Source organism: Borreliella garinii, from assembly GCF_001922545.1.
GTDB lineage: Bacteria > Spirochaetota > Spirochaetia > Borreliales > Borreliaceae > Borreliella > Borreliella garinii.
Map to the genome: position 1 here is coordinate 439,431 of NZ_CP018744.1, position 22,632 is coordinate 462,062.

The 22,632-nt window shown below is 29.3% G+C and carries 19 protein-coding genes, 2 tRNA genes, 1 rRNA gene and 1 other annotated feature; of the genes, 9 read left to right on the forward strand and 13 right to left on the reverse strand.

Features of this window, described 5'->3' with window-relative positions; genetic code table 11:
* Positions 1–19: 19 nt before the first annotated feature.
* The 8 genes from BLA33_RS02065 to dnaA all read right to left on the reverse strand — a co-directional run bounded on the left by BLA33_RS02065 (position 20) and on the right by dnaA (position 7,331).
* Positions 20–1,087: an NAD-dependent epimerase gene (locus tag BLA33_RS02065; protein WP_029346528.1), complete on the reverse strand. Its 1,068-nt coding sequence runs from the start codon at positions 1,085–1,087 to the stop codon at positions 20–22.
* A 45-nt stretch (positions 1,088–1,132) separates the two neighbouring features.
* Positions 1,133–1,861 carry an RNA-binding cell elongation regulator Jag/EloR gene (gene jag / locus BLA33_RS02070; protein WP_004791214.1) on the reverse strand — a complete coding sequence of 243 codons (729 nt, stop codon included), beginning with the start codon at positions 1,859–1,861 and terminating at the stop codon, positions 1,133–1,135.
* Positions 1,862–1,873: 12 nt separating this feature from the next.
* The gene (gene yidC / locus BLA33_RS02075) at positions 1,874–3,508 is read right to left on the reverse strand and encodes a membrane protein insertase YidC (RefSeq protein WP_075226377.1); all 1,635 of its coding nucleotides are present in this window, start codon (positions 3,506–3,508) and stop codon (positions 1,874–1,876) included.
* Positions 3,509–3,518: 10 nt separating this feature from the next.
* Positions 3,519–3,854 carry a ribonuclease P protein component gene (rnpA, locus tag BLA33_RS02080; protein ID WP_029346529.1) on the reverse strand — a complete coding sequence of 112 codons (336 nt, stop codon included), beginning with the start codon at positions 3,852–3,854 and terminating at the stop codon, positions 3,519–3,521.
* Positions 3,835–3,990, reverse strand: a complete 156-nt coding sequence (gene rpmH / locus BLA33_RS02085) for a 50S ribosomal protein L34 (protein ID WP_004791483.1) — start codon at positions 3,988–3,990, stop codon at positions 3,835–3,837. The genes rnpA and rpmH overlap by 20 nt, the downstream gene beginning before the upstream one ends.
* A 91-nt stretch (positions 3,991–4,081) precedes the next feature.
* On the reverse strand, positions 4,082–4,381 hold the full coding sequence (locus BLA33_RS02090; RefSeq protein WP_029346530.1) for a DciA family protein: 300 nt from the start codon (positions 4,379–4,381) through the stop codon (positions 4,082–4,084).
* Positions 4,382–4,472: 91 nt separating this feature from the next.
* On the reverse strand, positions 4,473–5,633 hold the full coding sequence (gene dnaN / locus BLA33_RS02095; protein WP_029346531.1) for a DNA polymerase III subunit beta: 1,161 nt from the start codon (positions 5,631–5,633) through the stop codon (positions 4,473–4,475).
* Positions 5,634–5,873: 240 nt separating this feature from the next.
* Positions 5,874–7,331 (reverse strand): chromosomal replication initiator protein DnaA, encoded by a 1,458-nt coding sequence (gene dnaA / locus BLA33_RS02100; RefSeq protein ID WP_075226378.1) that lies wholly within the window; start codon positions 7,329–7,331, stop codon positions 5,874–5,876.
* Positions 7,332–7,517: 186 nt separating this feature from the next.
* On the opposite strand from dnaA, the gene gyrB reads away from it, so the two are divergent.
* The 3 genes from gyrB (at position 7,518) to BLA33_RS02115 (ending at position 12,767) form a co-directional block, all read left to right on the forward strand.
* Complete coding sequence (gyrB, locus tag BLA33_RS02105; RefSeq protein WP_029358080.1) at positions 7,518–9,422, forward strand: DNA topoisomerase (ATP-hydrolyzing) subunit B; 1,905 nt, start codon at positions 7,518–7,520, stop codon at positions 9,420–9,422.
* 11 nt (positions 9,423–9,433) lie between these two features.
* Entirely contained in the window at positions 9,434–11,866 is a 2,433-nt protein-coding gene (gyrA, locus tag BLA33_RS02110; protein ID WP_075226379.1) for a DNA topoisomerase (ATP-hydrolyzing) subunit A, read from the forward strand.
* A gap of 118 nt (positions 11,867–11,984) precedes the next feature.
* A complete protein-coding gene (locus tag BLA33_RS02115) occupies positions 11,985–12,767 on the forward strand; it encodes a ParB/RepB/Spo0J family partition protein (protein ID WP_029346533.1) in 783 nt (260 codons plus the stop codon).
* Between the two features lie 268 nt (positions 12,768–13,035).
* On the opposite strand, the gene BLA33_RS02120 is transcribed toward BLA33_RS02115, so the two are convergent.
* From BLA33_RS02120 to BLA33_RS02130, 3 genes are all read right to left on the reverse strand, one after another.
* Positions 13,036–13,749, reverse strand: coding sequence for a hypothetical protein (locus tag BLA33_RS02120; RefSeq protein WP_075226380.1), 714 nt, complete (start codon positions 13,747–13,749; stop codon positions 13,036–13,038).
* Between the two features lie 2 nt (positions 13,750–13,751).
* Positions 13,752–14,504 carry a ParA family protein gene (locus tag BLA33_RS02125; RefSeq protein ID WP_029346534.1) on the reverse strand — a complete coding sequence of 251 codons (753 nt, stop codon included), beginning with the start codon at positions 14,502–14,504 and terminating at the stop codon, positions 13,752–13,754.
* 111 nt (positions 14,505–14,615) lie between these two features.
* On the reverse strand, positions 14,616–15,221 hold the full coding sequence (locus BLA33_RS02130) for a YigZ family protein (RefSeq protein ID WP_029346535.1): 606 nt from the start codon (positions 15,219–15,221) through the stop codon (positions 14,616–14,618).
* 118 nt (positions 15,222–15,339) lie between these two features.
* Between BLA33_RS02130 and BLA33_RS02135 the strand changes: the two genes are divergently transcribed.
* Positions 15,340–15,729, forward strand: coding sequence for a DUF1893 domain-containing protein (locus BLA33_RS02135; protein WP_004790796.1), 390 nt, complete (start codon positions 15,340–15,342; stop codon positions 15,727–15,729).
* Between the two features lie 29 nt (positions 15,730–15,758).
* Here BLA33_RS02135 and BLA33_RS02140 read toward each other — a convergent pair whose 3' ends face one another.
* On the reverse strand, positions 15,759–16,076 hold the full coding sequence (locus tag BLA33_RS02140; RefSeq protein WP_004791034.1) for a hypothetical protein: 318 nt from the start codon (positions 16,074–16,076) through the stop codon (positions 15,759–15,761).
* 204 nt (positions 16,077–16,280) lie between these two features.
* Between BLA33_RS02140 and rsmI the strand changes: the two genes are divergently transcribed.
* From rsmI to BLA33_RS02160, 4 genes are all read left to right on the forward strand, one after another.
* The gene (rsmI, locus tag BLA33_RS02145) at positions 16,281–16,955 is read left to right on the forward strand and encodes a 16S rRNA (cytidine(1402)-2'-O)-methyltransferase (protein ID WP_004791141.1); all 675 of its coding nucleotides are present in this window, start codon (positions 16,281–16,283) and stop codon (positions 16,953–16,955) included.
* Positions 16,956–17,049: 94 nt separating this feature from the next.
* Positions 17,050–17,598 (forward strand): nucleoside 2-deoxyribosyltransferase, encoded by a 549-nt coding sequence (locus tag BLA33_RS02150; protein ID WP_004791077.1) that lies wholly within the window; start codon positions 17,050–17,052, stop codon positions 17,596–17,598.
* A 212-nt stretch (positions 17,599–17,810) separates the two neighbouring features.
* Positions 17,811–19,346: ribosomal RNA gene (locus tag BLA33_RS02155) — 16S ribosomal RNA — on the forward strand.
* A gap of 173 nt (positions 19,347–19,519) precedes the next feature.
* A tRNA-Ala gene (locus tag BLA33_RS02160) sits at positions 19,520–19,593 on the forward strand.
* Positions 19,594–19,892: 299 nt separating this feature from the next.
* Positions 19,893–20,178, forward strand: a sequence feature (16S ribosomal RNA rRNA prediction is too short).
* Between the two features lie 784 nt (positions 20,179–20,962).
* On the opposite strand, the gene BLA33_RS02165 is transcribed toward BLA33_RS02160, so the two are convergent.
* A tRNA-Ile gene (locus BLA33_RS02165) sits at positions 20,963–21,036 on the reverse strand.
* 1,026 nt (positions 21,037–22,062) lie between these two features.
* On the opposite strand from BLA33_RS02165, the gene BLA33_RS02175 reads away from it, so the two are divergent.
* Entirely contained in the window at positions 22,063–22,623 is a 561-nt protein-coding gene (locus tag BLA33_RS02175; RefSeq protein WP_029346536.1) for a DNA-3-methyladenine glycosylase, read from the forward strand.
* Positions 22,624–22,632 lie beyond the last annotated feature (9 nt).

The window sequence follows — 22,632 nt, forward strand, 5'->3', positions numbered from 1 at the left end:
TGTATAAAAAAGCTTAAAATTAAACCTTCCCAGTAGACTCTAACATTTTATACCACTGTGAAAATTCTTTTATTCCTTCTTGAATAGAAATTTTAGCCTCATATCCCACATCATTTTTAAGCTTTACAATATCACAACAGCTTTCCACAACATCTGCTTTTTGCATGGGCATATAATTTTTTAGAGCCTTTTTATCAAAATTAGCCTCAAGCTCTCTAATAAAATCTAACAATTTAGTTGCATGCCCAGTCCCTATATTATATATTCTGTAAGGAAAAGAAGATGTTGACGAATTTGGATTTTTAACGTCAAAATTACAATCACTCTTAGCTGGATTTTTTAACACTTTGTAAACGCCGTTTGCAATATCACTTACATATGTAAAATCTCTAGCCATATTCCCATTGTTAAAAATATTAATGGGCTCACCATTTTTAATTCCATCTGAAAATAAATATAAAGCCATGTCAGGTCTTCCATATGTTCCATAAACTGTAAAAAATCTAAGCCCTGTTGTAGGAATATTAAAAGACGCACTATAAGCATGAGCTATCATCTCATTAGATTTTTTACTAGCTGCATATAAATTTAAAGGATGATCCGTAATAGAATCTTCACTAGATGGAATATTCTCATTTATACCATAAACCGATGAAGTTGAAGCATAAACAAAATGCTTAATGTTTTCTTTATAAATCCTGCATACATCTAAAACATTAAAAAATCCAACAATATTTATTGAAACATAGCTATCAGGATTTTCAAGACTATCTCTAATGCCTGCTTGAGCAGCTAAATGACAAACATGTGTAAACTTATACTCTTTAAAAAGTTTTAGTAGTTTATCCTTATTTAGGATATCAAGATAGGCAAAGGATAAATTATTATATTTTTCACTCTTAATAATCTTATGAATTTTGACATCTTTGGGACAAAAACCTAAAGCCTCTAATCTTTCATTTTTAAATTTGAGTTCATAATAATCATTTAATATGTCTATACCTAAAACTTCATGCCCTTCTTCTACAAGCTTTCTAGCTACATGAAATCCAATAAACCCTGCAATTCCAGTTAAAAAAATTTTCATATTATCATTCCCCTTTAAAATTCAATACAAATTGACACCATCAATTTATTTTTTAAAACCAAGATCTCTTTTTTGATAACTGCGAGAATTATTGCTACTAAACCTATTATTTCTGACATAAGAAACTCTTATTCTTTTTATATTTCCATCACCCTCGCTTTCAGTTTTTATATCACTATAACGATTTAAAGTTGTATGAATAATTCTTCTTTCAAAAGGATTCATTGAAGGCAATAAAATAGAACGCCTGGTTCTTTTAACTTTATGAAAAGAATTTATTGCTAAATTAATAAACCTAGATTTAAATCGTTCTCTATAGTCTCCAATATCCAATACAACTCTATTAAAGGAACCATTTTCACCAATAAGCTTAGAAGTATAAACATTTGTCAAAAGCTGCAAAGAATCTAAATTTTTACCCTCTCGTCCAATTAAAATATTTGGACTATCTGTCTCAATAGAAATCTTAATATGCCCTCCTTCTTTGGGCTCTATTGTCAAATTTACAGAATATCCCATTTTAATTAGCATTTCTTTTACAAATTCTAAAATTTTATCACAAATTTCATCCCCAATTTTAATTTCAAAACCACCTTTTTTAACTTCCTTTACATGAGGAGAAACTCTTATTTTAATCATTTCTTTCTTAAATAAAAATCCAACCCTTTCTTTATCTAAAATTTCTACATCAAACTCACCTTCTTTTAATTCAAGATCTCTCATTGCTTTCTTTATTGCTTCTTGTTCGGTTTTTCCGTAAAATTCATAGCTCATATTATTCCCCCTTTAAGACAAATGCATCTTTATATAGTATTGCTGCAAAATAGTAAAAATATTTGTTGTAATCCAATATATCAAAAGCCCTGACGGCATATTGTAAAGTATGAAAAAAAACATAATAGGCATTCCAAAATATAAAAACTTCTGTTGTGCTCCAAGATTTTTTAAATCAAGATTAGAACTAACAATTGTAGATCCCAATTGAGTAAACATCATAATAAAAGGTAAAATTCTAATATCAGTCCAAGAAACAAAATAAAGCTTATATCCAAAATGATATACACTGTCACCAATAGACAAATCGTCAATCCATCCTGGAATAAAACTAGCTCCTCTTAATAAAAATAAGTTATTTACAAGTGAATAAAGAGCAAAAAATATAGGAAGCTGCAAAATTACAGGAAAACACCCTCCAAGAGGATTAACCCCTTCTTCTTTATAAAGTCTTCCCATCTCTTCATTCAACTTCTTGGGATCATGCTTAAACTTTACTTGAAGTTCTTTCATTTTAGGTTGAAGTTTGGAAAGCTCAGCAGTAGCTCTAAATCCCTTAAATGTCAAAGGAAATATAAGTATTCTAACAACAATTGTCAAAAAAATAATTGAAAGCCCCCAATTAGGTATAACACCATAAAAAACTTGCATTACCATTTGCATAGGAACTTGAATTAAATACCACAAACTCTTTTCTACTGACATTCCAAAGGCAATATCAGATAAACCGAAGGTATTGTCACCACTCTTGTCAAAAATGTCTAGATATCTATTGTCCTTAGGTCCAGCATAAATAAAAAACTCATCACTAATGTTTTTTTTATTTCCAACATTATTGACAATAAATGATTTAAGAATTCCTCTTTCCTTCTTAAACTCAACCTCCATATTTTCTCTAGAAACCAACACCTCAAAATACTTAGTACTAGAACCAATCCATCTGGGATTGTGAATACTTAGGCCATCTTTACCATATTTAAGCTTATTGTCATAATAAATTATTTGAGATAAATAATTATTGTATTGTAGCTTAGCTTTATCACTCAATCTCTCAATCTCAGAACTAAAAACAATTTTATAAGAATCAATATCAAATAAGTTATAATCATCAAGACTATTTACAATAACTGTAAATTTCATTAAGTATTCATTTTTTTCCGAAAATGTATACTTCTTTACATACTCATAAGTTTTGCCATGATTTTTAAAATAAGCCTTGAATTCGTGATTAAAATCATCTATTTTTTTATACAAAAATAAATCCTCTACTAAATAGTCTAAACTAACATCGAAAAAAGTTTCATTTTGATAATTAACATTAATCAAATCTGTAGGATCTTTTTCCAAATTTAAATGATTTTTAAGCTTTAATGAAACCAAATTTCCTCTAAATGTCGAAAAAGTAGCAAAATATATTTCTGTTTCTACAACAATATTTTGAGATTTATTAATCAAATCGAAGCTATTGCTTTTACTTAAAAATATTTCATTATCATCAAAACTTTTATTTAAATCAAACTGCACTTCCTTGTCAGAAGAATTAAAGCTTAACATGCTGGAAGAAAAAATATCATTAATAAGCATAAAAAGACCTATTAAAAATAAAGACAAATAAACCGTTCTTAGAATTCTTTTACTTTGATTCACTCATACCCCTTCACACCATTAAAACTAAATTTTTTATAAGAGATTCAATACTAAAATACGTCAAATTCAACCTGTTATAAGAAACTACAAAAATAATATCTACAGCTCTACCTTCTAATAATACTAATCTTTTCCTAAAAGCTTCTTTAAAAAGCCTCCTAACACGATTCCTTTTAACAGACCCCCTAAAACCTTTAGAAAAGGTAACAAGAAGTCTAGAATAAATCAAATTATTTGATTTAAAGAACATTTTAAGATTAAGATTACTAAATCTAATCAGATTGCCTTCTTTGAAAATTTTTTGAATTTCTATTTTTGATTTTAGACTAATATTTCTTTTTTTCATCAGAAACGGTTAATTTTATTCTTCCTTTTGCCCTTCGTCTTGCAAGAATAAGTCTTCCACCTTTAGTCTTCATTCTAGCTCTAAACCCAAATTTTCTATTTCTTTTAACACGACTAGGCTGATAAGTTCTTTTCAAAACGCTCCTCCATTAAAAATAATTTCTCGCTACTAAGCTGCAAATTGAACACTACAATGGTATAGTATATAAATGCGATTGTCAATAAGGATCACTTTACTAAAACTTTTATATCTATTATTGCAATCCCCGTTAATTCTTTTATTTCCCTTATTATCTTTGATTTATTAATTGATATGCTATACAAAAGACTTGAATTACTTACTTCAAGGAAAAGAACCTGCTCATTTTTAAAATCTAAAAATTTTACATCATCTGATAAAGTCTTAAAGATCTGATTCCATTTGTCAGCAATCAATAATTTTGAACTTATTTTTTTATTAATAAGCAAATTAGATTCTAAATAATCTTTAAGAACATTACCTATTTTTTTAAAAGCAGAATCATTCATAACATTTTTTTATACCACAATGTAAAAAACAATATAAAATAAACTTTAGAAAAGCTTGTTTTAATATTTAAAATCACATTAATAATTCACTTTAACCTAAAGACATCGGCATTATCAAGTGTGTAAAATTAAAGTTTTCAGGTTCACTCAATTTCAATACATTCCCCGAATTAAATTGTATTTCTATCTTCGAAGTTTCAAAAACACTAATAGCTTCAATAAAATATGAAATATTAATTGCCATAACTTCATCTGATCCTTTATAAAGATAGTTCGGATTTTTAATGAAAAATTCACCTTTTCTTCCAGTAATTAAATCTTCTCCAAGAAGTTTTAATTGAAGCTCAGAAAAAGTTAAAATCAACTTTTTTGACTTATCAACATATAAATTAACTCTTGCGAGTCTATCTTTTAAAATGCTTAGCGAAACCAAAGACTTATTTTCTTGTTCTTTAGGTATAATGCTCTCGTAATCAGGATAATTGCCACTAATCAAACTGCAGGCTATTTTATAATTATCAAATTCAACATAAAATTTTTTATCCGAAGACTTTATTTTAACCATACCTTCTCCTGACATAAGGTGTTTTAAAAAATTAAATATTTTTACAGGAACTATAAAATTAACATCTTCTTCAACTATGACTTCTGTTTTGCAAATAGACATTCTGTGGCCATTAGTAGAAACGAGCAATAATTTGGAATCTTCACCTTTTGTAAAAAATACACCATTTAATACATTTTTGGATTCATCAAGATGTGCTGAAAAAGCTATTCTATTTATTATTTTTTTTAAAGATTTTTGTTTTAATTCAATTTCAAAAGTGTAATCTTCATTGACCATATCATAATTGTAATTTTCTATTTCTTCGTATGAAAAGGTAGGTTCTTTTAAGTGATCCTCACATTTTTCTTCTTTTTCATCTTGTGATTCTCCCATGATTTCCAATTTGCTGTTATTCTCATTAAAAACTATTTTAATTTTCTTGTAAAAACTGAATGCTTTTACTGCGTCATAAAAATTTGAGGCATTAATTAATACCTTAAAATCTGTTTCTGAAATAATTGATATTGTGCTTTCAAAAAATATGTTTCTGTCTGTTGATTTAATTATGAGATTAGATCTCTTTATTTCAATTAACAATGCGCTCCAAATGTCATTCATATTTCTGTTTAATATTATTCCTTTTGCTTTTTCTATTTCACTTGTAATTTGATTTGTTTCGCAAATAAAAAATGTGTTATTTAGCATAATACCCCCTCATATATTTTATTACATTTTATCTTTGTAAGTTTTTATTGTTTTTTATTTTTAGTTTTTTTAGATATATATAATAGTAATAGTAGTAAGTTTCTGTTTGATTGTTTAATTGTATTTAATGTTGTATAGCATAAAGAAATATATTGTTGAATTATGGTTTGTTTTTTGTTGTGTTTTTGATAAATTATTTGTTTTAACTGTTTAAAAGAATGTTTGATTTTTCAATTAGGCTTAATTTTTTTTTATTTTGTTCATAAGTTCTGTGATTAAATTGTTGATTTCTTCGTCATTATTTCTGTCCCTATCTATTTTATTTATTGAATAAAGTACTGTTGAATGGGTTTTTCCTCCAATAATTTTTCCAATTTCAACTGTTGATAACTCTGTAAAATTCCTCAAAAGGTACGCATAAATATGTCTAGCTTTTGTTATCTCTGGTTTTTTGCTATGTCCCTCAATGTCTTTATGTGCAATTTTTAGTTCCCGCAAGAGTATTTTTTTTATATTTTCGATATTTATTTTATTGCTTGATTCACTGGTTGTTTCTTTTTCGTAAATTATTATTTCTTTGATTATTTTTTCAACAATGTCAATGTCAATTTCTATATTGTCTAAATCTATATATGCTTTTAGTTTTGTTACAGCAGCTTCAAGGTCTCTTACATTTGTTGTAACTTTTTGAGCAACCAGATTTAGTATATCTTTAGGAACCTTTATGCCATCCTCTTCTGCTTTTTTTTCAATAATAGCGACTCTGAGTTCAAAATTGGGCTTTGATATATCAACATTTAATCCTCTTGTGAACCTGCTTTTTAGTCGATCTGTAAAATTTGTAAGCTCAGAAGGAGATCGATCACATGTGAATACTAATTGTTTATTGTCTTCATAAAGGGCATTAAATGTGTGAAAAAGCTCTTCTTGTATACCTTCTTTTTTTTGTAAGTCGTGGATATCATCTATAAGTAGCATATCCAAGTATCTATATTTTTTTTTAAACTTTTTTGTTTCATGTGTCTTTATGCTTTCTACAAACTCATTTAAAAAATTTTCAGCGGTAACGTATAATATCTTTAGGTTATTATGTAATGCTTCTGTTTTGTTCCCTATGCTTTGAAGCAAATGTGTTTTCCCAAGTCCAACTCCACCGTAAATTAAACAAGGATTATATTTTTTTCCAGGATTTTTTGAGATTGATAAGCTGGCGTTGTATGCAAGTCTATTGTTTGGTCCTATGATAAAATTTTCAAATGTATATCTTTTTTTAAGAAAGGGATTTCTAAAATTTGTAGGCTCTTCTTCTTTTTTGATATACATTTTTATGTGATCTTTAATGCTTTGAATTGGTTCTTTAGAAAGTGTATTTCCTTTGAGCTTGTCAAAATTTTGCAAAGTTTCGTTAAAAGTTGTTTTTTCGCTTTCTTGTTTGCTAGAATATGTTTTAGGTGGTTGATTCGTAAATACAATTGTTACGTTATTATAGCCATTTTTTGTGAGGATTTCTTTGATTTTTTTTGTAAATCTTTTTTCCATTTGATTTTTGTGGAATAAATTTGGAGTAGATATTTGAATATTATCACCTATTGATTCTAAAAAATACAAATTTTCAAACCAAACATAAAACTCTTCTTCTGATAGTTCTTTTTTTATTTCTGTTAAAATCAAGCTCCATATATTTTTTGATTTTTCCATTTCTTGTCCTTGTTGGTTTTAGTACTATACTTTTAATATTATATAGTATAATGTTAAATTAGGATTCTATATAAGTTGTTTGTTAAGTTTTAAAAATTTTTGATGCTTTGTATGTAATAGATATTATTTTTTTTTTAATGTAGAATTTATCTGTGTCTAGATTTTGATTAAATGAATGGAAGGTTTATGAATTATGTTGCTAGTAACATTCAGGTCTTAAAAGGACTTGAGGCTGTTAGGAAGAGGCCTGGTATGTATATAGGCTCTGTTTCTGTTAATGGTTTGCACCATTTGGTTTATGAGGTGGTTGACAATAGCATTGATGAGGCTTTAGCTGGGTTTTGTGATAAAATAGATGTTGTTATTAATTTAGATAATACCATAACTGTAATTGATAATGGGAGAGGGATTCCCACTGATATTCATGAAGAAGAGGGAATTAGTGCTCTTGAACTTGTTTTAACAAAACTACATTCTGGCGGTAAGTTTAATAAGGGTACTTATAAAGTTTCTGGTGGGTTGCATGGCGTTGGAATTTCGGTTGTAAATGCGTTGTCTTCATTTTTAGAGGTTTATGTCAATAGGGATGGAAAAATTTTTAGGCAAACTTTTTCAAAAGGTATTCCAACTTCTAAAGTAGAAGTTGTGGGAGAATCTTCTATTACGGGAACCAAGGTTACTTTTTTAGCAGATTCTGAAATTTTTGAAACCTTAGATTATAATTTCGATGTTCTTGAAAAAAGGCTTAAAGAGCTTGCTTTTTTAAACGATAAAATATACATTACAATTGAAGATAAAAGGGCTGGCAAAGAAAAATCTTCAAAATTTTATTTTGAAGGTGGGATAAAATCTTTTGTAGATTATTTAACTAATGACAGTAAAGCTTTTCAATCAGAATCTTATTATATTGATGGTTTTATTAATGATGTTATTGTTAATGTAGGTCTTAAATGGACTGAAAGTTATTCTGATAATATTCTTTCTTTTGTTAATAATATTAATACAAGAGAAGGGGGGACCCATGTTATGGGGTTTAGAAGTGGACTTACTAAGGCTATGAACGAAGCTTTTAAAAATTCAAAAATAAGTAAAAAAGATATTCCAAATCTTACGGGAGATGATTTTAAAGAGGGACTTACAGCTGTCATTTCTGTTAAAGTTCCAGAACCTCAATTTGAAGGTCAAACAAAGAGTAAGCTTGGTAATTCTGAGATAAAGAAAATAGTTGAGATTATTGTATATGAGCATTTATTGGAAATTATTAATTCAAATCCTTTAGAGATAGACATTATTCTTGAAAAAGCAATAAGAGCCGCTCGTGCTCGTGAGGCTGCAAGAAAAGCAAGAGAATCAGAAAGGAAAAAAAATGCATTTGAAAGCTTGGCATTGCCCGGAAAATTGGCTGATTGCGCTTCTAAAAACCCCTCAGAAAGAGAGATCTATATTGTAGAAGGTGATTCTGCTGGAGGAAGTGCCAAAATGGGTAGAAATAGATTTTTTCAGGCCATTTTACCATTATGGGGGAAAATGCTTAATGTTGAGAAAACAAGGGAGGACAAGGTAATTACCAATGACAAGCTTATTCCTATAATCGCATCTCTTGGCGCAGGAGTTGGCAAAACTTTTGATATTACAAAACTTCGTTACCACAAGGTTATTATTATGGCAGATGCTGATGTTGATGGATCTCATATTAGAACCTTGCTTTTAGCTTTTTTCTTTAGATATATGAGAGATTTAATTGAAAATGGATATATATATATAGCAATGCCTCCTCTTTATAAAATGAAGTATGATAATCGTATTTATTATTTTTATGACGAGAAAGAAAAAGAAAAATTTTTAGATTCTATTGAAACTAAAAATCGCAATAATATCTTTCTTCAAAGATATAAAGGTCTCGGGGAGATGAATCCAACTCAGCTTTGGGAAACGACTATGGATCCTGCTAGAAGAAAAATGAGATTGATAAATATAGATGATGCTATTGAGGCTGAAAAAATTTTTGTTACCCTTATGGGAGATTTAGTTGAGCCTAGAAAAGAATTTATTGAACAGAATGCACTCAATGTAATTAATCTTGATGTGTAATTGGAGCGTTAATGGCAGTTGGAGAAAATAAAGAGCAAATCTTAAATATTAAGATAGAAGATGAAATAAAAACTTCTTATTTGAATTATGCAATGTCAGTTATTGTTTCCAGGGCTCTTCCAGATGTAAGAGATGGTCTTAAGCCAGTTCATAGGAGAATACTTTATTCTATGTATGAAATGGGACTTCGTTCTGATAAAGCTTTTAAAAAAGCTGGAAGAATAGTAGGGGATGTTCTTGGTAAATATCATCCCCATGGAGATCAATCAATTTATGATGCTCTTGTAAGACTTGCTCAAGACTTTTCACTTAGATATCCTGTAATACGGGGACAGGGAAATTTTGGATCTATTGACGGAGATCCTCCTGCTGCTATGCGATATACTGAAGCTAAAATGGAAAGAATAACTGAGTATATTGTTAAGGATATAGACAAAGAGACTGTTAATTTTAAGTCTAATTATGATGATTCTTTAAGTGAGCCTGAGATCATGCCTTCATCATTCCCATTTCTTTTGGTAAATGGCTCTAGTGGAATTGCTGTTGGAATGGCTACTAACATGGCACCTCACAATTTAAGAGAGATTTGTGATGCTATTGTTTATATGTTAGATAATGAGAATGCTTCTATTTTTGATTTGCTCAAAATAGTTAAAGGCCCTGATTTTCCAACTTTTGGAGAGATTGTTTATAATGACAATTTAATTAAAGCATACAAAACTGGCAAAGGAAGTGTTGTTATTAGGGCAAGATATCATATTGAAGAAAGAACAGAAGATAGAAATGCTATAATTGTTACAGAAATACCTTATACAGTAAATAAATCTGCGCTTCTTATGAAAGTTGCGCTTTTGGTAAAGGAAGAAAAGCTAGAAGGGCTTTTGGATATAAGAGATGAGTCTGATCGAGAAGGAATTAGAATAGTTCTTGAAGTTAAAAGAGGATTTGACCCTCATGTTATTATGAATTTGCTTTATGAATATACTGAATTTAAAAAGCATTTTAGTATAAATAATTTAGCTCTTGTTGATGGTATTCCCAAACAGTTAAATTTGGAAGAATTATTATTTGAATTTATTGAGCATAGAAAAAATATTATCGAAAGACGTATTGAATTTGACTTGAGAAAGGCAAAAGAGAAAGCACATATTCTTGAGGGATTGAATATTGCTTTAAATAATATAGATGAGGTTATTAATATTATTAAATCATCTAGGTTGGCAAAAGATGCAAGGGAGAGACTTGTCGCAAATTTTGGCCTTTCAGAGATTCAGGCCAATTCAGTTCTTGATATGAAGCTGCAAAAACTTACAGCGCTTGAGATTTTTAAGCTTGAAGAAGAGCTTAATGTACTTTTAAGCTTAATAAAAGATTATGAAGATATTCTCTTGAATCCAGCAAGGATTATTAATATCATAAGAGAAGAAACTATAAATTTAGGTTTGAAATTTGGCGATGAACGTCGAACTAAAATAATTTATGATGAGGAGGTTTTAAAAACTAGTATGTCGGATTTAATGCAAAAAGAAAATATTGTTGTTATGCTTACAAAGAAAGGTTTCCTTAAAAGACTTTCACAAAATGAGTATAAATTGCAAGGTACAGGAGGGAAAGGTCTCAGTTCTTTTGATCTTAATGATGGAGATGAAGTTGCTATTGCTTTGTGTGTCAATACTCATGATTATTTGTTTATGATTTCAAATGAAGGAAAGCTTTATTTAATTAATGCTTATGAAATAAAAGATTCTTCAAGAGCTTCAAAAGGTCAAAACATTAGTGAGCTTATTAATTTGGGAGATCAGGAAGAAATATTAACTATTAAGAATAGTAAAGAGTTTACCGATGATTCCTATTTGTTGCTTACAACTGCAAGTGGGAAGATAGCTAGATTCGAATCTACAGATTTTAAAACAGTAAAGTCACGAGGCGTTATTGTTATTAAACTTAATGATAAAGATTTTGTTACAAGTGCAGAGATTGTTTTAAAGGATGAAAAAGTAATTTGTCTTTCTAAAAAGGGTAGTGCATTTATATTTAATTCAAGAGATGTTAGGCTTACTAATAGAGGCACCCAGGGTGTTTGTGGAATGAAATTAAAAGAAGGCGATTTGTTTGTTAAGGTTTTGGCGATTAGAGAAAATCCTTATCTTTTGATTATTTCTGAGAATGGGTATGGAAAAAGATTAAGCATTTCTAAAATATCTGAGCTTAAAAGAGGAGCCACTGGCTATACTAGTTATAAAAAATCTGATAAAAAAGCGGGTAGTGTTGTTGATGCTATAGCAGTTATAGAGGATGATGAAATCTTGCTTGTAAGTAAACGTTCAAAAGCTTTAAGAACAGTAGCTGGAAAAGTATCTGAACAAGGTAAAGATGCTAGAGGAATTCAAGTATTATTTCTTGATAATGACAGTTTGGTTTCTGTTTCAAAATTTATTAAATAAAGAATTGGTTTTTCTTATTTAAGAATGTTCCACGTGGAACATTCTTTTTTTTTATTCTTAAATTGTAATTCAATATTATAACCTGGTAAAATTTGGTGTTGTAGGAGGTTCTGATAATATGGATGGAGTTTTTAAAATGATAGATATTCAACTTTTAGATATTGATAACGATCAGCCAAGGAAATCTGTTAGCCCTGTTGAATTAGAAGAATTAAGCATTTCTATAAAAGAAAATGGAATTTTGCAACCCATAATTGTTTGCAAAACAAATGAGAGATATAAAATAATAGTAGGAGAAAGAAGGTTTAGGGCTGCCAAACTTATTAAGATGACAAATATTCCTGTTATAGAGGTTAACATAAAAGAATCTTGTAGAGATTTTATGCCTTTGGTTGAAAATATTCAAAGAGAAAATTTTACTCCTGTTGAGGAAGCCTATGCCTATAAAAATGTAATGAATAAATATTCTTTAACTCAAAAGGATTTGTCTGAAAAAATTGGCAAAAGTAGGGCCTATATTTCAAATTTAGTTAGGATTTTGGATCTTGAGCAAGAAATATTAAATGCAGTGCATAGGAAAGAAATTTCTTTTGGGCATGCTAAAGTTATTTTATCCTTAAAAGACAAGCAAGACAGGTATAATCTTTATTTAATGATAGTGAAAAAAAAGTTTTCTGTAAGAGATGCAGAGAAATATGTAAAAAATTTTTATAAATCCATAGTAAGAAAAAGGGAATTAGAACAAGATCCTTTTTTAAGCAATATAAAAGAGTTTTTATTTGATAAAATTCAAACAAAAATAGATATTAAAGGGAATCAAGATAAAGGAAAAATAGAGATAGAGTATTTTACAGCGGGCGATTTAAGAAGAATTGTTTCCTTTTTTGGTCATATTAGCTAAATTGTTTTTATAATTTAAAGATTGTAAAATATCTTTTTTTAATTTTATGAGAGTTTTTATTTTTTAGACATTTGCCACAATGTACAATTTTTTAAGCTTATTTTAAAGTTATTTAGTTTTTATAAAGAAATCTTAATTTTTAAATGAAAGGCAAAGTTTATATTTTGTCATTTATAGTTAAATTTAAAAGTAAAAAAACAATCTAATATTTGCAAAATGAACAATAAGAATATATATTTTATTTATACTTATTAGTGGGGTTGTAAATTTAGATAAAATTATTTTTGATATATTTTATTTTTTTCTTTATTTCCAAAATAGAATGAAAAAATAATTTTAAGTTTTCTTGGCTTAATTTATTAAATTCAATATTTTTAAATTCTATCATATTTTTTAATATGAAATCCAACTCTTTTTTTATATCGTTTTCATATTTTTTATCTTTATTAGGTAATGATTTGTGTGCATTCTTTAAATCAAAATTTTTTTTATAAACAATTTTAAATTCTTTTAAAGAATTTATTTTGCCATTTAGAACTTCATCTTTTAAAATAGAGGGGCAAGATTTTTTAGATATTTCATATGATAAAGATAATGGCAATTTTTCTATAGTGAGCTGCTTGTCGGAATTTTCGACAAGCAAATTATATCTTGATATTAAAGCGTAAACCTTATCTTTTTTAAATCCCATGCTTTTGAACCACTGATAAAAAAGTCCGTTATATTGATTGTTGCCTTTTAATTTATCTTGAGTTTCTTTAAGTATCTTTCCAATTTTTGTATAAGTATTATTAAAAATATTGAAAATTTCATATTGCTTTGTTTTTAAAAAATCAGAAATATCTTTATCTAGTTTGCTGTAGTCAAAGTTTTTTCTTTCAATTGAAATAATTTCTTTTTTTTCGATATTTCCCGAATCGCTTGAAGATGTTTCTAATTTTTTTCCCATTAGAAACATTAAAGTTTCTAGATTGTCAGACATAGTTATTCCTCAATTTTGTCTATTATCTCTTTTGAGAGCTCTAAGAAATCTTTTGCAGCATTGCTTTCTTTGTCATATTCATATACAGGCATTTTTGCTTCTTGAGATTTTGAAATGGTTATATTTTTCCTTATTTTTGTATTTAAAAGTTTTTCTTTAAAAACTTTTTTTAATGAGCTTACATATTTTTCTTTACTTTTGTTTCTTATATCGTATTTGTTTATAAAAACACCTAAAATCTCCAAATTTGTATTTATTTGCTTTACTGTATTTATTGTATCTATTAGTTGATTGATACCTTCAAATGCAAAAAATTCTGTTTCAATTGGTATTAATAAATAATTACTTGCAATAAGGGCATTTATAGTTAATATTGAAAGTGTAGGAGGGCAGTCGATAATGATAAAATCGTATTTATCTTTTTCATATAATGTTAATGCATTTTTTAAAAAATTTTCCCTTGAGAGCTCATTTATTAATTCTTTTTCGAGCAAAGCTAATTTTATACTAGATGGGATTATGTCTAATTCAAAATGATTTAAAGGTTTGACCTTAATTTTTTTATTAATAAGTTCATAACTTGAATTTTCGGCTATATATTCTGAAGTGTTTGTGCCGCTAGTAGAGTTTCCTTGTGAATCAATATCTATTAGAAGAATTTTTTTGTTAAGGAGGGTCATTGAATAAGAAATATTAATAGCGCTTGTAGTTTTTCCTACTCCCCCTTTTTGATTAATTACAGATATTATTTTCATATAAATTTTCTCTTTTTATTTGGTTTTGTTTTTATATTTTAAAACATAAATGGCAAAAATAATAATACTTTAAAGTAGTTTTTAAATATTTGATTATTTGGCATATATATATTATTCTTTATGAAACTTGAAAATTTCTTGAATTAAACCATTTTTTATAAAAAATTCCGATATTTTTTGTTTATTTTTTGTTTTAAATTTAATTGAAGTGTTTATTTTGTTTGAAAAGTTTGAATCTGTTATTTCTATTTCAAGTTTATTTTTCATTTTTAATAGTAAATTGTATTGGTTGTAATTTAAATTTAAACTTAGAGTTTCTAATTCCTCTTTTTCTATTATAGGCGTATTTTTAATAACTTCTTTAGCAGACTTATAATATGCTTTAATTAGCCCCCCTCTACCAAGTAAAGTTCCTCCAAAATATCGTAATGTGATTATTAAGGTATCAGTTAAATTGTTGTGTATTATAGCATCTAATGTGGGTTTTCCGGCTGTTAAATTGGGCTCTCTGTCATCACTCATTCCGTGGAGGAATGAGTTCTTGTTTCCAATTCTAAATCCATAAACTACATGTGTAGCATTTTTAAATTTTATTTTATATTTTTTAATAGTTTTATTTATATCTTCTTTTTTTTCAATATTTAAAATATATGAAACAAAGATAGATTTTTTTATTTCAATTTTAGAATTACTATTGTTTTTGGGCACGAATATCATATAGCGTAAGTATACTATTTTTTTTAGATATTGCAGTATTTATTGTTTATGTATATTATTAATAGTGTTTGTTTTTATTATTGATTATTATAAAGTATGGTCAAAAAAGGGGTTTTAAATGATATCAGGCTTGAATCCAACATTAAGGTTATTCAAAGATCATAAAATACTTTATTCTAACATGGAAAGGGGATTAAAGCCTCTTTTAGAGGTAGATAATTTTATCAACAAGTATATTCAGAATAAAGAAGGGCTTGAGATTTATGATAAAGTTGTGGGCAAGGCGGCGGCTATTATTATTTATAATATAGGTCTTCAAAATGTTCAAGCTGGGGTTGTTTCTCAACCTGCAAAGGATTTTTTAGAAAGTAGGGGAATAAAAGTAGCTTATAAAAAATTGGTGGAAAAAATAAATGACAAGGCAGAAAACTTGATTGAAAGCTTGGAAAATCCCGAAGAGGTTTATAAATATATGATTAAAAGAGGCATTATAGTTAATAATTTATAAATTATTAAAATAATTAAGCTTAGTTTTAGCTAACTATGTGACTTTGAGTATACGGTGATAATTAGGGCTATATTGTATATTAATATTATTAAGTTCCCCCAATTTAGGTAAAAATTGTTTTTATCATAGTTAAAGATCCAAATTCCAGCATAAACGCCCAAAAATCCTCCTATAGAAGATGTAAACATAATTAAATTAGGTTCGATTGTATGTTGATTAATTTTGTTTTGATTCTCTTTAGCATTAGGTTGTTCGGTAAATTTACTGTCAATAAAAATCATGGCAAAACCTGCAAGAGTAATGCATAGAAAATAAATTACAAATATTTTTCTAATTAATGCAAACATAAATTTTCCCTTTCTTTTAACTTTTTGATCATTAATACTTAATGATATAACTAAGTGTAATACAAAAGCAAGTATTTTGATAGACATATAAAATATAGCTTATAGATTGTTCTATTTAGTGAATAAAGGATTTTAGAATTTTATCATTAAGAAAGATACTTTTAATATATTTATTTTTGTTTTTTGGAGGAATTAAAAGGGGTTATGTTATACATTGTGGGTACGCCAATAGGCAATTTAGAAGATATTACTTATAGAGCGGTTGATGTTTTAAAATCGGTAAATGTTATTTTTGCAGAAGATACAAGAGTCACTATTAAGCTTTTGTCGCGATATAAAATTAATAAAAAAATGATTTCTTGTAATGCCGCAACAGAAAATAAAAAGATAAGATTACTATTGGATTATTTAGCAAAAGGAGATTCTGTTGCTTTTGTTAGTGATGCCGGTACTCCAGGCCTTAGTGATCCTGGTAGTCTGTTAGTTGCCGCTGCTTTTCGAGAGGGATATAAAGTTTGTCCAATTCCTGGAGTAAGCTCTTTTAATACGATTGTAAGCGTTAATCCTTTTAGGGATAAGTCAGTGCTTTTCGAGGGATTTTTGCCTAACAAGGGTCTTAAAAGATTTAAAAGAATTGCTGAGCTATATAAAAGGGGTGATGCATTTGTGTTGCTTGAATCTGGTCATCGACTTTTGAAATTGCTTGTTGAAATTTCTTCCGTTAGTTTAGATGCTAAGATTCTTATTGGTCGAGAGATGACAAAAATTTATGAAGAATATCAAATTGGCAAGCCCTTAGAATTAAAAAATTATTTTGAATCAAGTAAGGAGAAGGTTAAAGGAGAATTTACTATTTTAGTCAGTAGAAGTTGTTCATAATAAATGTTTTCTATTTAGATATTAAAACTTTATTTATTTTTGGTTTTACCCTATTGATTTATTATGTTATAATTAAGTTTTAATAGGGGTTTTTATGAAAATTTATTTAGCTTCTCCATTTTTTAATGAAGAGCAAATTAAGCTGAGGGATGAGGTTTTAAAATTTCTTGAAGAGTTTAATTTAGATGTATTTTCTCCAGAGCATCATGCTGTCAAAAAGATGGGACTGCTTGAAAAGGTTGATTATAAGTTTGCCAATAGAGACATAAGAGAGAAAGTAAGAGAAATAGACTTAAAAGAGTTAGTTAGTAGTGACATTGTCTTAGCTTTGGTTAATTATGTTGATGCAGGCACGGCTTATGAGAGGGGATTTGCCTTTGCTAAAAAAATACCAAGCATAGATTTTTTTAAAGACAAAAAAGATTCTGATTTTTATAATTTGATGTATAGCGATTGTAATGCATCTTTTTCTAATTACAAGGATCTTAGGGAAGGAATTTTGACTTTTAAAGAATTGTGGATTAAGTTTAAAGGAGATAATGAAAGTTTTAGGACTTTCTTCGATTATTTAAAAGCTAAATTAGGGGATAAATTGAAAAAAATTCTTACAACTTTACCTGTTAATGAAAAATGTGGTTGTTAATGCTTTTATCATGGTTGAGTAATAAAATTTATTTTTTATGTTTTTGTGTTAATAAAATAATGCAAAAGTATTGACAATATGATTCTTATTTTGTTAAACTCTTAAAAGTCGAAATGATTATTGGAAGATGAGAGAAGGGAAGAGTTAAGTAAGGTTGAAAGCCAAGCAAAAGAATAAACACAACTTGTTAATTTTTTTAAATAAAAATAAGAATAACGAAGAGTTTGATCCTGGCTTAGAACTAACGCTGGCAGTGCGTCTTAAGCATGCAAGTCAAACGGGATGTAGCAATACATCTAGTGGCGAACGGGTGAGTAACGCGTGGATGATCTACCTACGAGATGGGGATAACTATTAGAAATAGTAGCTAATACCGAATAAAGTCAATTAATTTGTTAATTGATGAAAGGAAGCCTTTAAAGCTTCGCTTGTAGATGAGTCTGCGTCTTATTAGCTAGTTGGTAGGGTAAATGCCTACCAAGGCGATGATAAGTAACCGGCCTGAGAGGGTGAACGGTCACACTGGAACTGAGATACGGTCCAGACTCCTACGGGAGGCAGCAGCTAAGAATCTTCCGCAATGGGCGAAAGCCTGACGGAGCGACACTGCGTGAATGAAGAAGGTCGAAAGATTGTAAAATTCTTTTATAAATGAGGAATAAGCTTTGTAGGAAATGACAAAGTGATGACGTTAATTTATGAATAAGCCCCGGCTAATTACGTGCCAGCAGCCGCGGTAATACGTAAGGGGCGAGCGTTGTTCGGGATTATTGGGCGTAAAGGGTGAGTAGGCGGATATATAAGTCTATGCATAAAATACCACGGCTCAACTGTGGAACTATGTTGGAAACTATATGTCTAGAGTCTGATAGAGGAAGTTAGAATTTCTGGTGTAAGGGTGGAATCTGTTGATATCAGAAAGAATACCGGAGGCGAAGGCGAACTTCTGGGTCAAGACTGACGCTGAGTCACGAAAGCGTAGGGAGCAAACAGGATTAGATACCCTGGTAGTCTACGCTGTAAACGATGCACACTTGGTGTTAACTAAAAGTTAGTACCGAAGCTAACGTGTTAAGTGTGCCGCCTGGGGAGTATGCTCGCAAGAGTGAAACTCAAAGGAATTGACGGGGGCCCGCACAAGCGGTGGAGCATGTGGTTTAATTCGATGATACGCGAGGAACCTTACCAGGGCTTGACATATATAGGATATAGTTAGAGATAATTATTCCCCGTTTGGGGTCTATATACAGGTGCTGCATGGTTGTCGTCAGCTCGTGCTGTGAGGTGTTGGGTTAAGTCCCGCAACGAGCGCAACCCTTGTTATCTGTTACCAGCATGTAATGGTGGGGACTCAGATAAGACTGCCGGTGATAAGTCGGAGGAAGGTGAGGATGACGTCAAATCATCATGGCCCTTATGTCCTGGGCTACACACGTGCTACAATGGCCTGTACAAAGCGAAGCGAAACAGTGATGTGAAGCAAAACGCATAAAGCAGGTCTCAGTCCGGATTGAAGTCTGAAACTCGACTTCATGAAGTTGGAATCGCTAGTAATCGTATATCAGAATGATACGGTGAATACGTTCTCGGGCCTTGTACACACCGCCCGTCACACCACCCGAGTTGAGGATACCCGAAGCTATTATTCTAACCCGTAAGGGAGGAAGGTATTTAAGGTATGTTTAGTGAGGGGGGTGAAGTCGTAACAAGGTAGCCGTACTGGAAAGTGCGGCTGGATCACCTCCTTTCTAAGAGAAAGATAAATTAAGGCTAATTCCATTAACTCTTCCCTGCTCTTTTCTTTTTGTAAAAGAGTTTTTAAAACCAAGATTGTTTTTATAGGCTTGAGAACAGTTTGTATATTTATTTTTTAGGAATATTAAAGAATTTCGTTAAGCCCAAGCTTGAGTTTAGATTGATTGGGGGTTTAGCTCAGTTGGCTAGAGCATCGGCTTTGCAAGCCGAGGGTCAAGGGTTCGAGTCCCTTAACCTCCATTACGCATATAGATTAAGCATGTTGTTAAGCAAGTTTATTAAAGGTTAAAATAATTATTGGAATAGGAGATAGGGAAAAGTTAAGAAAGGTTAGAAGGCAAACAAAATAATAAGCAAAGCGTATTAATTCTTTTAAATAAGAACAAGAATTACGAAGGGTTTGGCTCTGGCCCAGAACTAACCCTATTGGTTTGTCTTAAACATGCAAGTCAAGCGGGATATAGTAATATATTTGGTGGCTAACAAGCAATTAGCGTGTGAATGATTTACCTATGAGATGGGAACAACCACTAGAAATAGTATATAGGTTTATGTATAAATGTCATAGCTCAATTATAGATCTATGTTGTCAATTATATATCTAGGGCTTGATAGAGGAAGTTAGAATTTCTGATGTAAGGGTGGCATCTGTTGATATTAAGAAGGATGTCAGAGACGAAGGCGAACTTTTGGGGCAAGGCTGATACTGAGTCACGAAAGCGTAGGGAGCAAATAGGATTAGATATCCCATCACTCTGTGCTGTAAATGATGAAAACTTAGTTTTAACTAAAAGTTGACACTAGGACTAACGTGTTAAGTATATCTCTTGAGGGGGAGATTCTTTTAATCGTGAATCTCAAAGGAATTGACTGGGGCCTGCATAAGCGGTGGAGCATGTATTTAAATTCGACGATATGCGGTGAACCTTGCCGGGGTTTGGTATGTATAGGATGTGGTTAGAGATAATTATTCCCCGCTTGGTAGTTATATATAATTGCTATATGGTTATTGTCGGTTTTGATTATGAGGTGTTGAGCCAGCCCTAGCGAGGAGTTCAATCTTCATTTTTTATTATCGATGCATAATGGTATAGCCCTAGATAAGACTGCAAGCGATAAGTCAGCGGAAGATGAGAAGGTCTAAAGTCATTGTTCTAATCTATAAGAGAGTAAGGTATTTGAGGTATGTTTAGTGTGGGGTTAAAGGCTCAGTAAGGCAGCTGTATTATAAAATATGGTTGTTTTTAAGATAAAGATAAATTAAGATGAATTTCATTAATTCTTCTCTGTATTTTTATTTTGATGAAAATTTTTTTAAGTCAAAGTAAATTTTTAGTTTAAACTTTAGAAAAAATAAATCTTTGGTAAGTATTTAGTGTTATATAGTTTAGTATTGAATTAGGCGTTGTTAATAGTAGATCATAATTTTAATTTTGAAGTGAAAAGCTTTTATATTGCTAGATGTGCATTTTAAATCTAATATAACGGCAATTGGCCATTTTAAAATTGAGATTATATTCTAAATATTACTTAATATTTACCAAATTTTTTATTGTTTTGATTAATTGGCTTAAAGGAATACCGAAGTGATTATAATAATGGAACACATTGGGACCAGGATGAGTTGAACATCCGACCTCAGGTTTATCAGACCTGCGCTCTAACCACCTGAGCTATGATCCCTTAAACGTACCAATTCTTTACAAATTTTATTTAAATCTTCTGACTTTGTCAATATCTCTTATATCTTGAAAAGATATAAGAGATATTGTATATGGTTTATGATTTTCCATATATTTATTAATGCCTGCTATTTTATATAAGTGTTTTATAAGATTTGTTAATTTTATTTCTACCTATTTAAAAGATTGTTATGATTGATATCAATTATTTTGATATTGAAATTGCAGCATTTTATTGTGTGGTTGTTTTGAGTAGGTCATAAAAACTTTTAAAGTTATAGCATTATTTCTTTATTCAACTTTTCCAAAAAAGTTGAATAAAGAAATAATGCTGCTTTTGTTTTGGCGGCTTTTATCTTTACCTGAAGCGTCCTTTAAAGGTAAAGATATTTTTCTTTTTTTGAAGTGCAATCAATTTTTAGAAATATTTTTTATTGATCGATAGATTAATTTAATCAATTTTTTATAAAATATCTTTTATTTTTACTGCTTAGATATTTTGAATTAGTATTTTCATATAAGCGTATTGAAGCTGGGCTATTTTAGCTTTTTAATTTGTTTTTATTGCTATAGAGGAATAGATTAAAAGTAGTCTAAAAAGTATTATACTTGATGCATTATGCATGACCAATGTTTGATTTTTTAAAAAATGCAAAACATTTTATTAGTAGGTATTTATAATTGAAAATCTATAAATACCTATTTTAAAAATTAAGCTTTATTAATAGATGGGGGATTGTTCAGACCTTTTTCCAATCTTAGCAATTGAAATTTTTCAAGAATTTATTATTAAAAGTTTTTCACATAGGTAGATCTAAAATCTATGAATTTGTGTACTGTTAAATTTTTTTGCTTTTTAATCAACAAAAATTTATTAACCAGTCAAGAATTTTATTAAAATATGTATTTATTGAATAATTAAACCATTTTAGTTTTTATGCTTATTATGGGTAATGTGTTTTTGTATTTTACATATGTGTTTTGGCAATAATTTTTTTTATTATTATCTTGTTTTAAAATTGAGTTTATGGATCGATATTTTTTTTTGCAAGATGCTACTACTGTTGCAAGGTTATTGCTTGGCAATTTATTGATCAGGAAAATTAATAAAAAGGAAATAGTTGGCAGAATTGTTGAAACAGAAGCTTATATGGGAATAGCAGATAGCGCTTGTCATTCTTATGGCGGCAAGAGAACAAATCGCACAAATGCTATGTATAGCATAGGAGGATATTCTTATGTATATATGATATATGGAATGCATTACATGTTTAATATTGTGACTGCAGATAAAAACAATCCCCAAGCCGTTTTAATTAGAAGCATAGAACCTATTTCTCCATTATTGGGGAAGAAAAGTGCTCTTACTAATGGCCCGGGTAAACTTACAAAATTTTTAAACATTGATTTAACTTTTAATGAAGTTGATCTTATTGGTAATAATGAGCTTTTTTTGCAAAGAGATTTGAATCTAGATTTTAATATAGTTTGTTCAAAAAGAATAAATATTAATTATGCTCAAGAGTATGATATAAACAAACTTTGGAGATTTTATATTAAAGATAATAAATTTGTTTCAAGGCTTTGATTTTCGTTT

Excerpts from the sequence above, each read along its gene's own strand:
- BLA33_RS02065 (WP_029346528.1), bottom strand. The coding sequence starts at position 1,087 with ATGAAAATTTTTTTAACTGGAATTGCAGGGTTTATTGGATTTCATGTA.
- jag (WP_004791214.1), bottom strand. The coding sequence starts at position 1,861 with ATGAGCTATGAATTTTACGGAAAAACCGAACAAGAAGCAATAAAGAAA.
- rnpA (WP_029346529.1), bottom strand. The coding sequence starts at position 3,854 with ATGAAAAAAAGAAATATTAGTCTAAAATCAAAAATAGAAATTCAAAAA.
- BLA33_RS02090 (WP_029346530.1), bottom strand. The coding sequence starts at position 4,381 with ATGAATGATTCTGCTTTTAAAAAAATAGGTAATGTTCTTAAAGATTAT.
- dnaN (WP_029346531.1), bottom strand. The coding sequence starts at position 5,633 with ATGCTAAATAACACATTTTTTATTTGCGAAACAAATCAAATTACAAGT.
- dnaA (WP_075226378.1), bottom strand. The coding sequence starts at position 7,331 with ATGGAAAAATCAAAAAATATATGGAGCTTGATTTTAACAGAAATAAAA.
- gyrB (WP_029358080.1), top strand. The coding sequence starts at position 7,518 with ATGAATTATGTTGCTAGTAACATTCAGGTCTTAAAAGGACTTGAGGCT.
- gyrA (WP_075226379.1), top strand. The coding sequence starts at position 9,434 with ATGGCAGTTGGAGAAAATAAAGAGCAAATCTTAAATATTAAGATAGAA.
- BLA33_RS02115 (WP_029346533.1), top strand. The coding sequence starts at position 11,985 with ATGGATGGAGTTTTTAAAATGATAGATATTCAACTTTTAGATATTGAT.
- BLA33_RS02120 (WP_075226380.1), bottom strand. The coding sequence starts at position 13,749 with ATGTCTGACAATCTAGAAACTTTAATGTTTCTAATGGGAAAAAAATTA.
- BLA33_RS02125 (WP_029346534.1), bottom strand. The coding sequence starts at position 14,504 with ATGAAAATAATATCTGTAATTAATCAAAAAGGGGGAGTAGGAAAAACT.
- BLA33_RS02130 (WP_029346535.1), bottom strand. The coding sequence starts at position 15,221 with ATGATATTCGTGCCCAAAAACAATAGTAATTCTAAAATTGAAATAAAA.
- BLA33_RS02135 (WP_004790796.1), top strand. The coding sequence starts at position 15,340 with ATGATATCAGGCTTGAATCCAACATTAAGGTTATTCAAAGATCATAAA.
- BLA33_RS02140 (WP_004791034.1), bottom strand. The coding sequence starts at position 16,076 with ATGTTTGCATTAATTAGAAAAATATTTGTAATTTATTTTCTATGCATT.
- rsmI (WP_004791141.1), top strand. The coding sequence starts at position 16,281 with ATGTTATACATTGTGGGTACGCCAATAGGCAATTTAGAAGATATTACT.
- BLA33_RS02150 (WP_004791077.1), top strand. The coding sequence starts at position 17,050 with ATGAAAATTTATTTAGCTTCTCCATTTTTTAATGAAGAGCAAATTAAG.
- BLA33_RS02175 (WP_029346536.1), top strand. The coding sequence starts at position 22,063 with ATGGATCGATATTTTTTTTTGCAAGATGCTACTACTGTTGCAAGGTTA.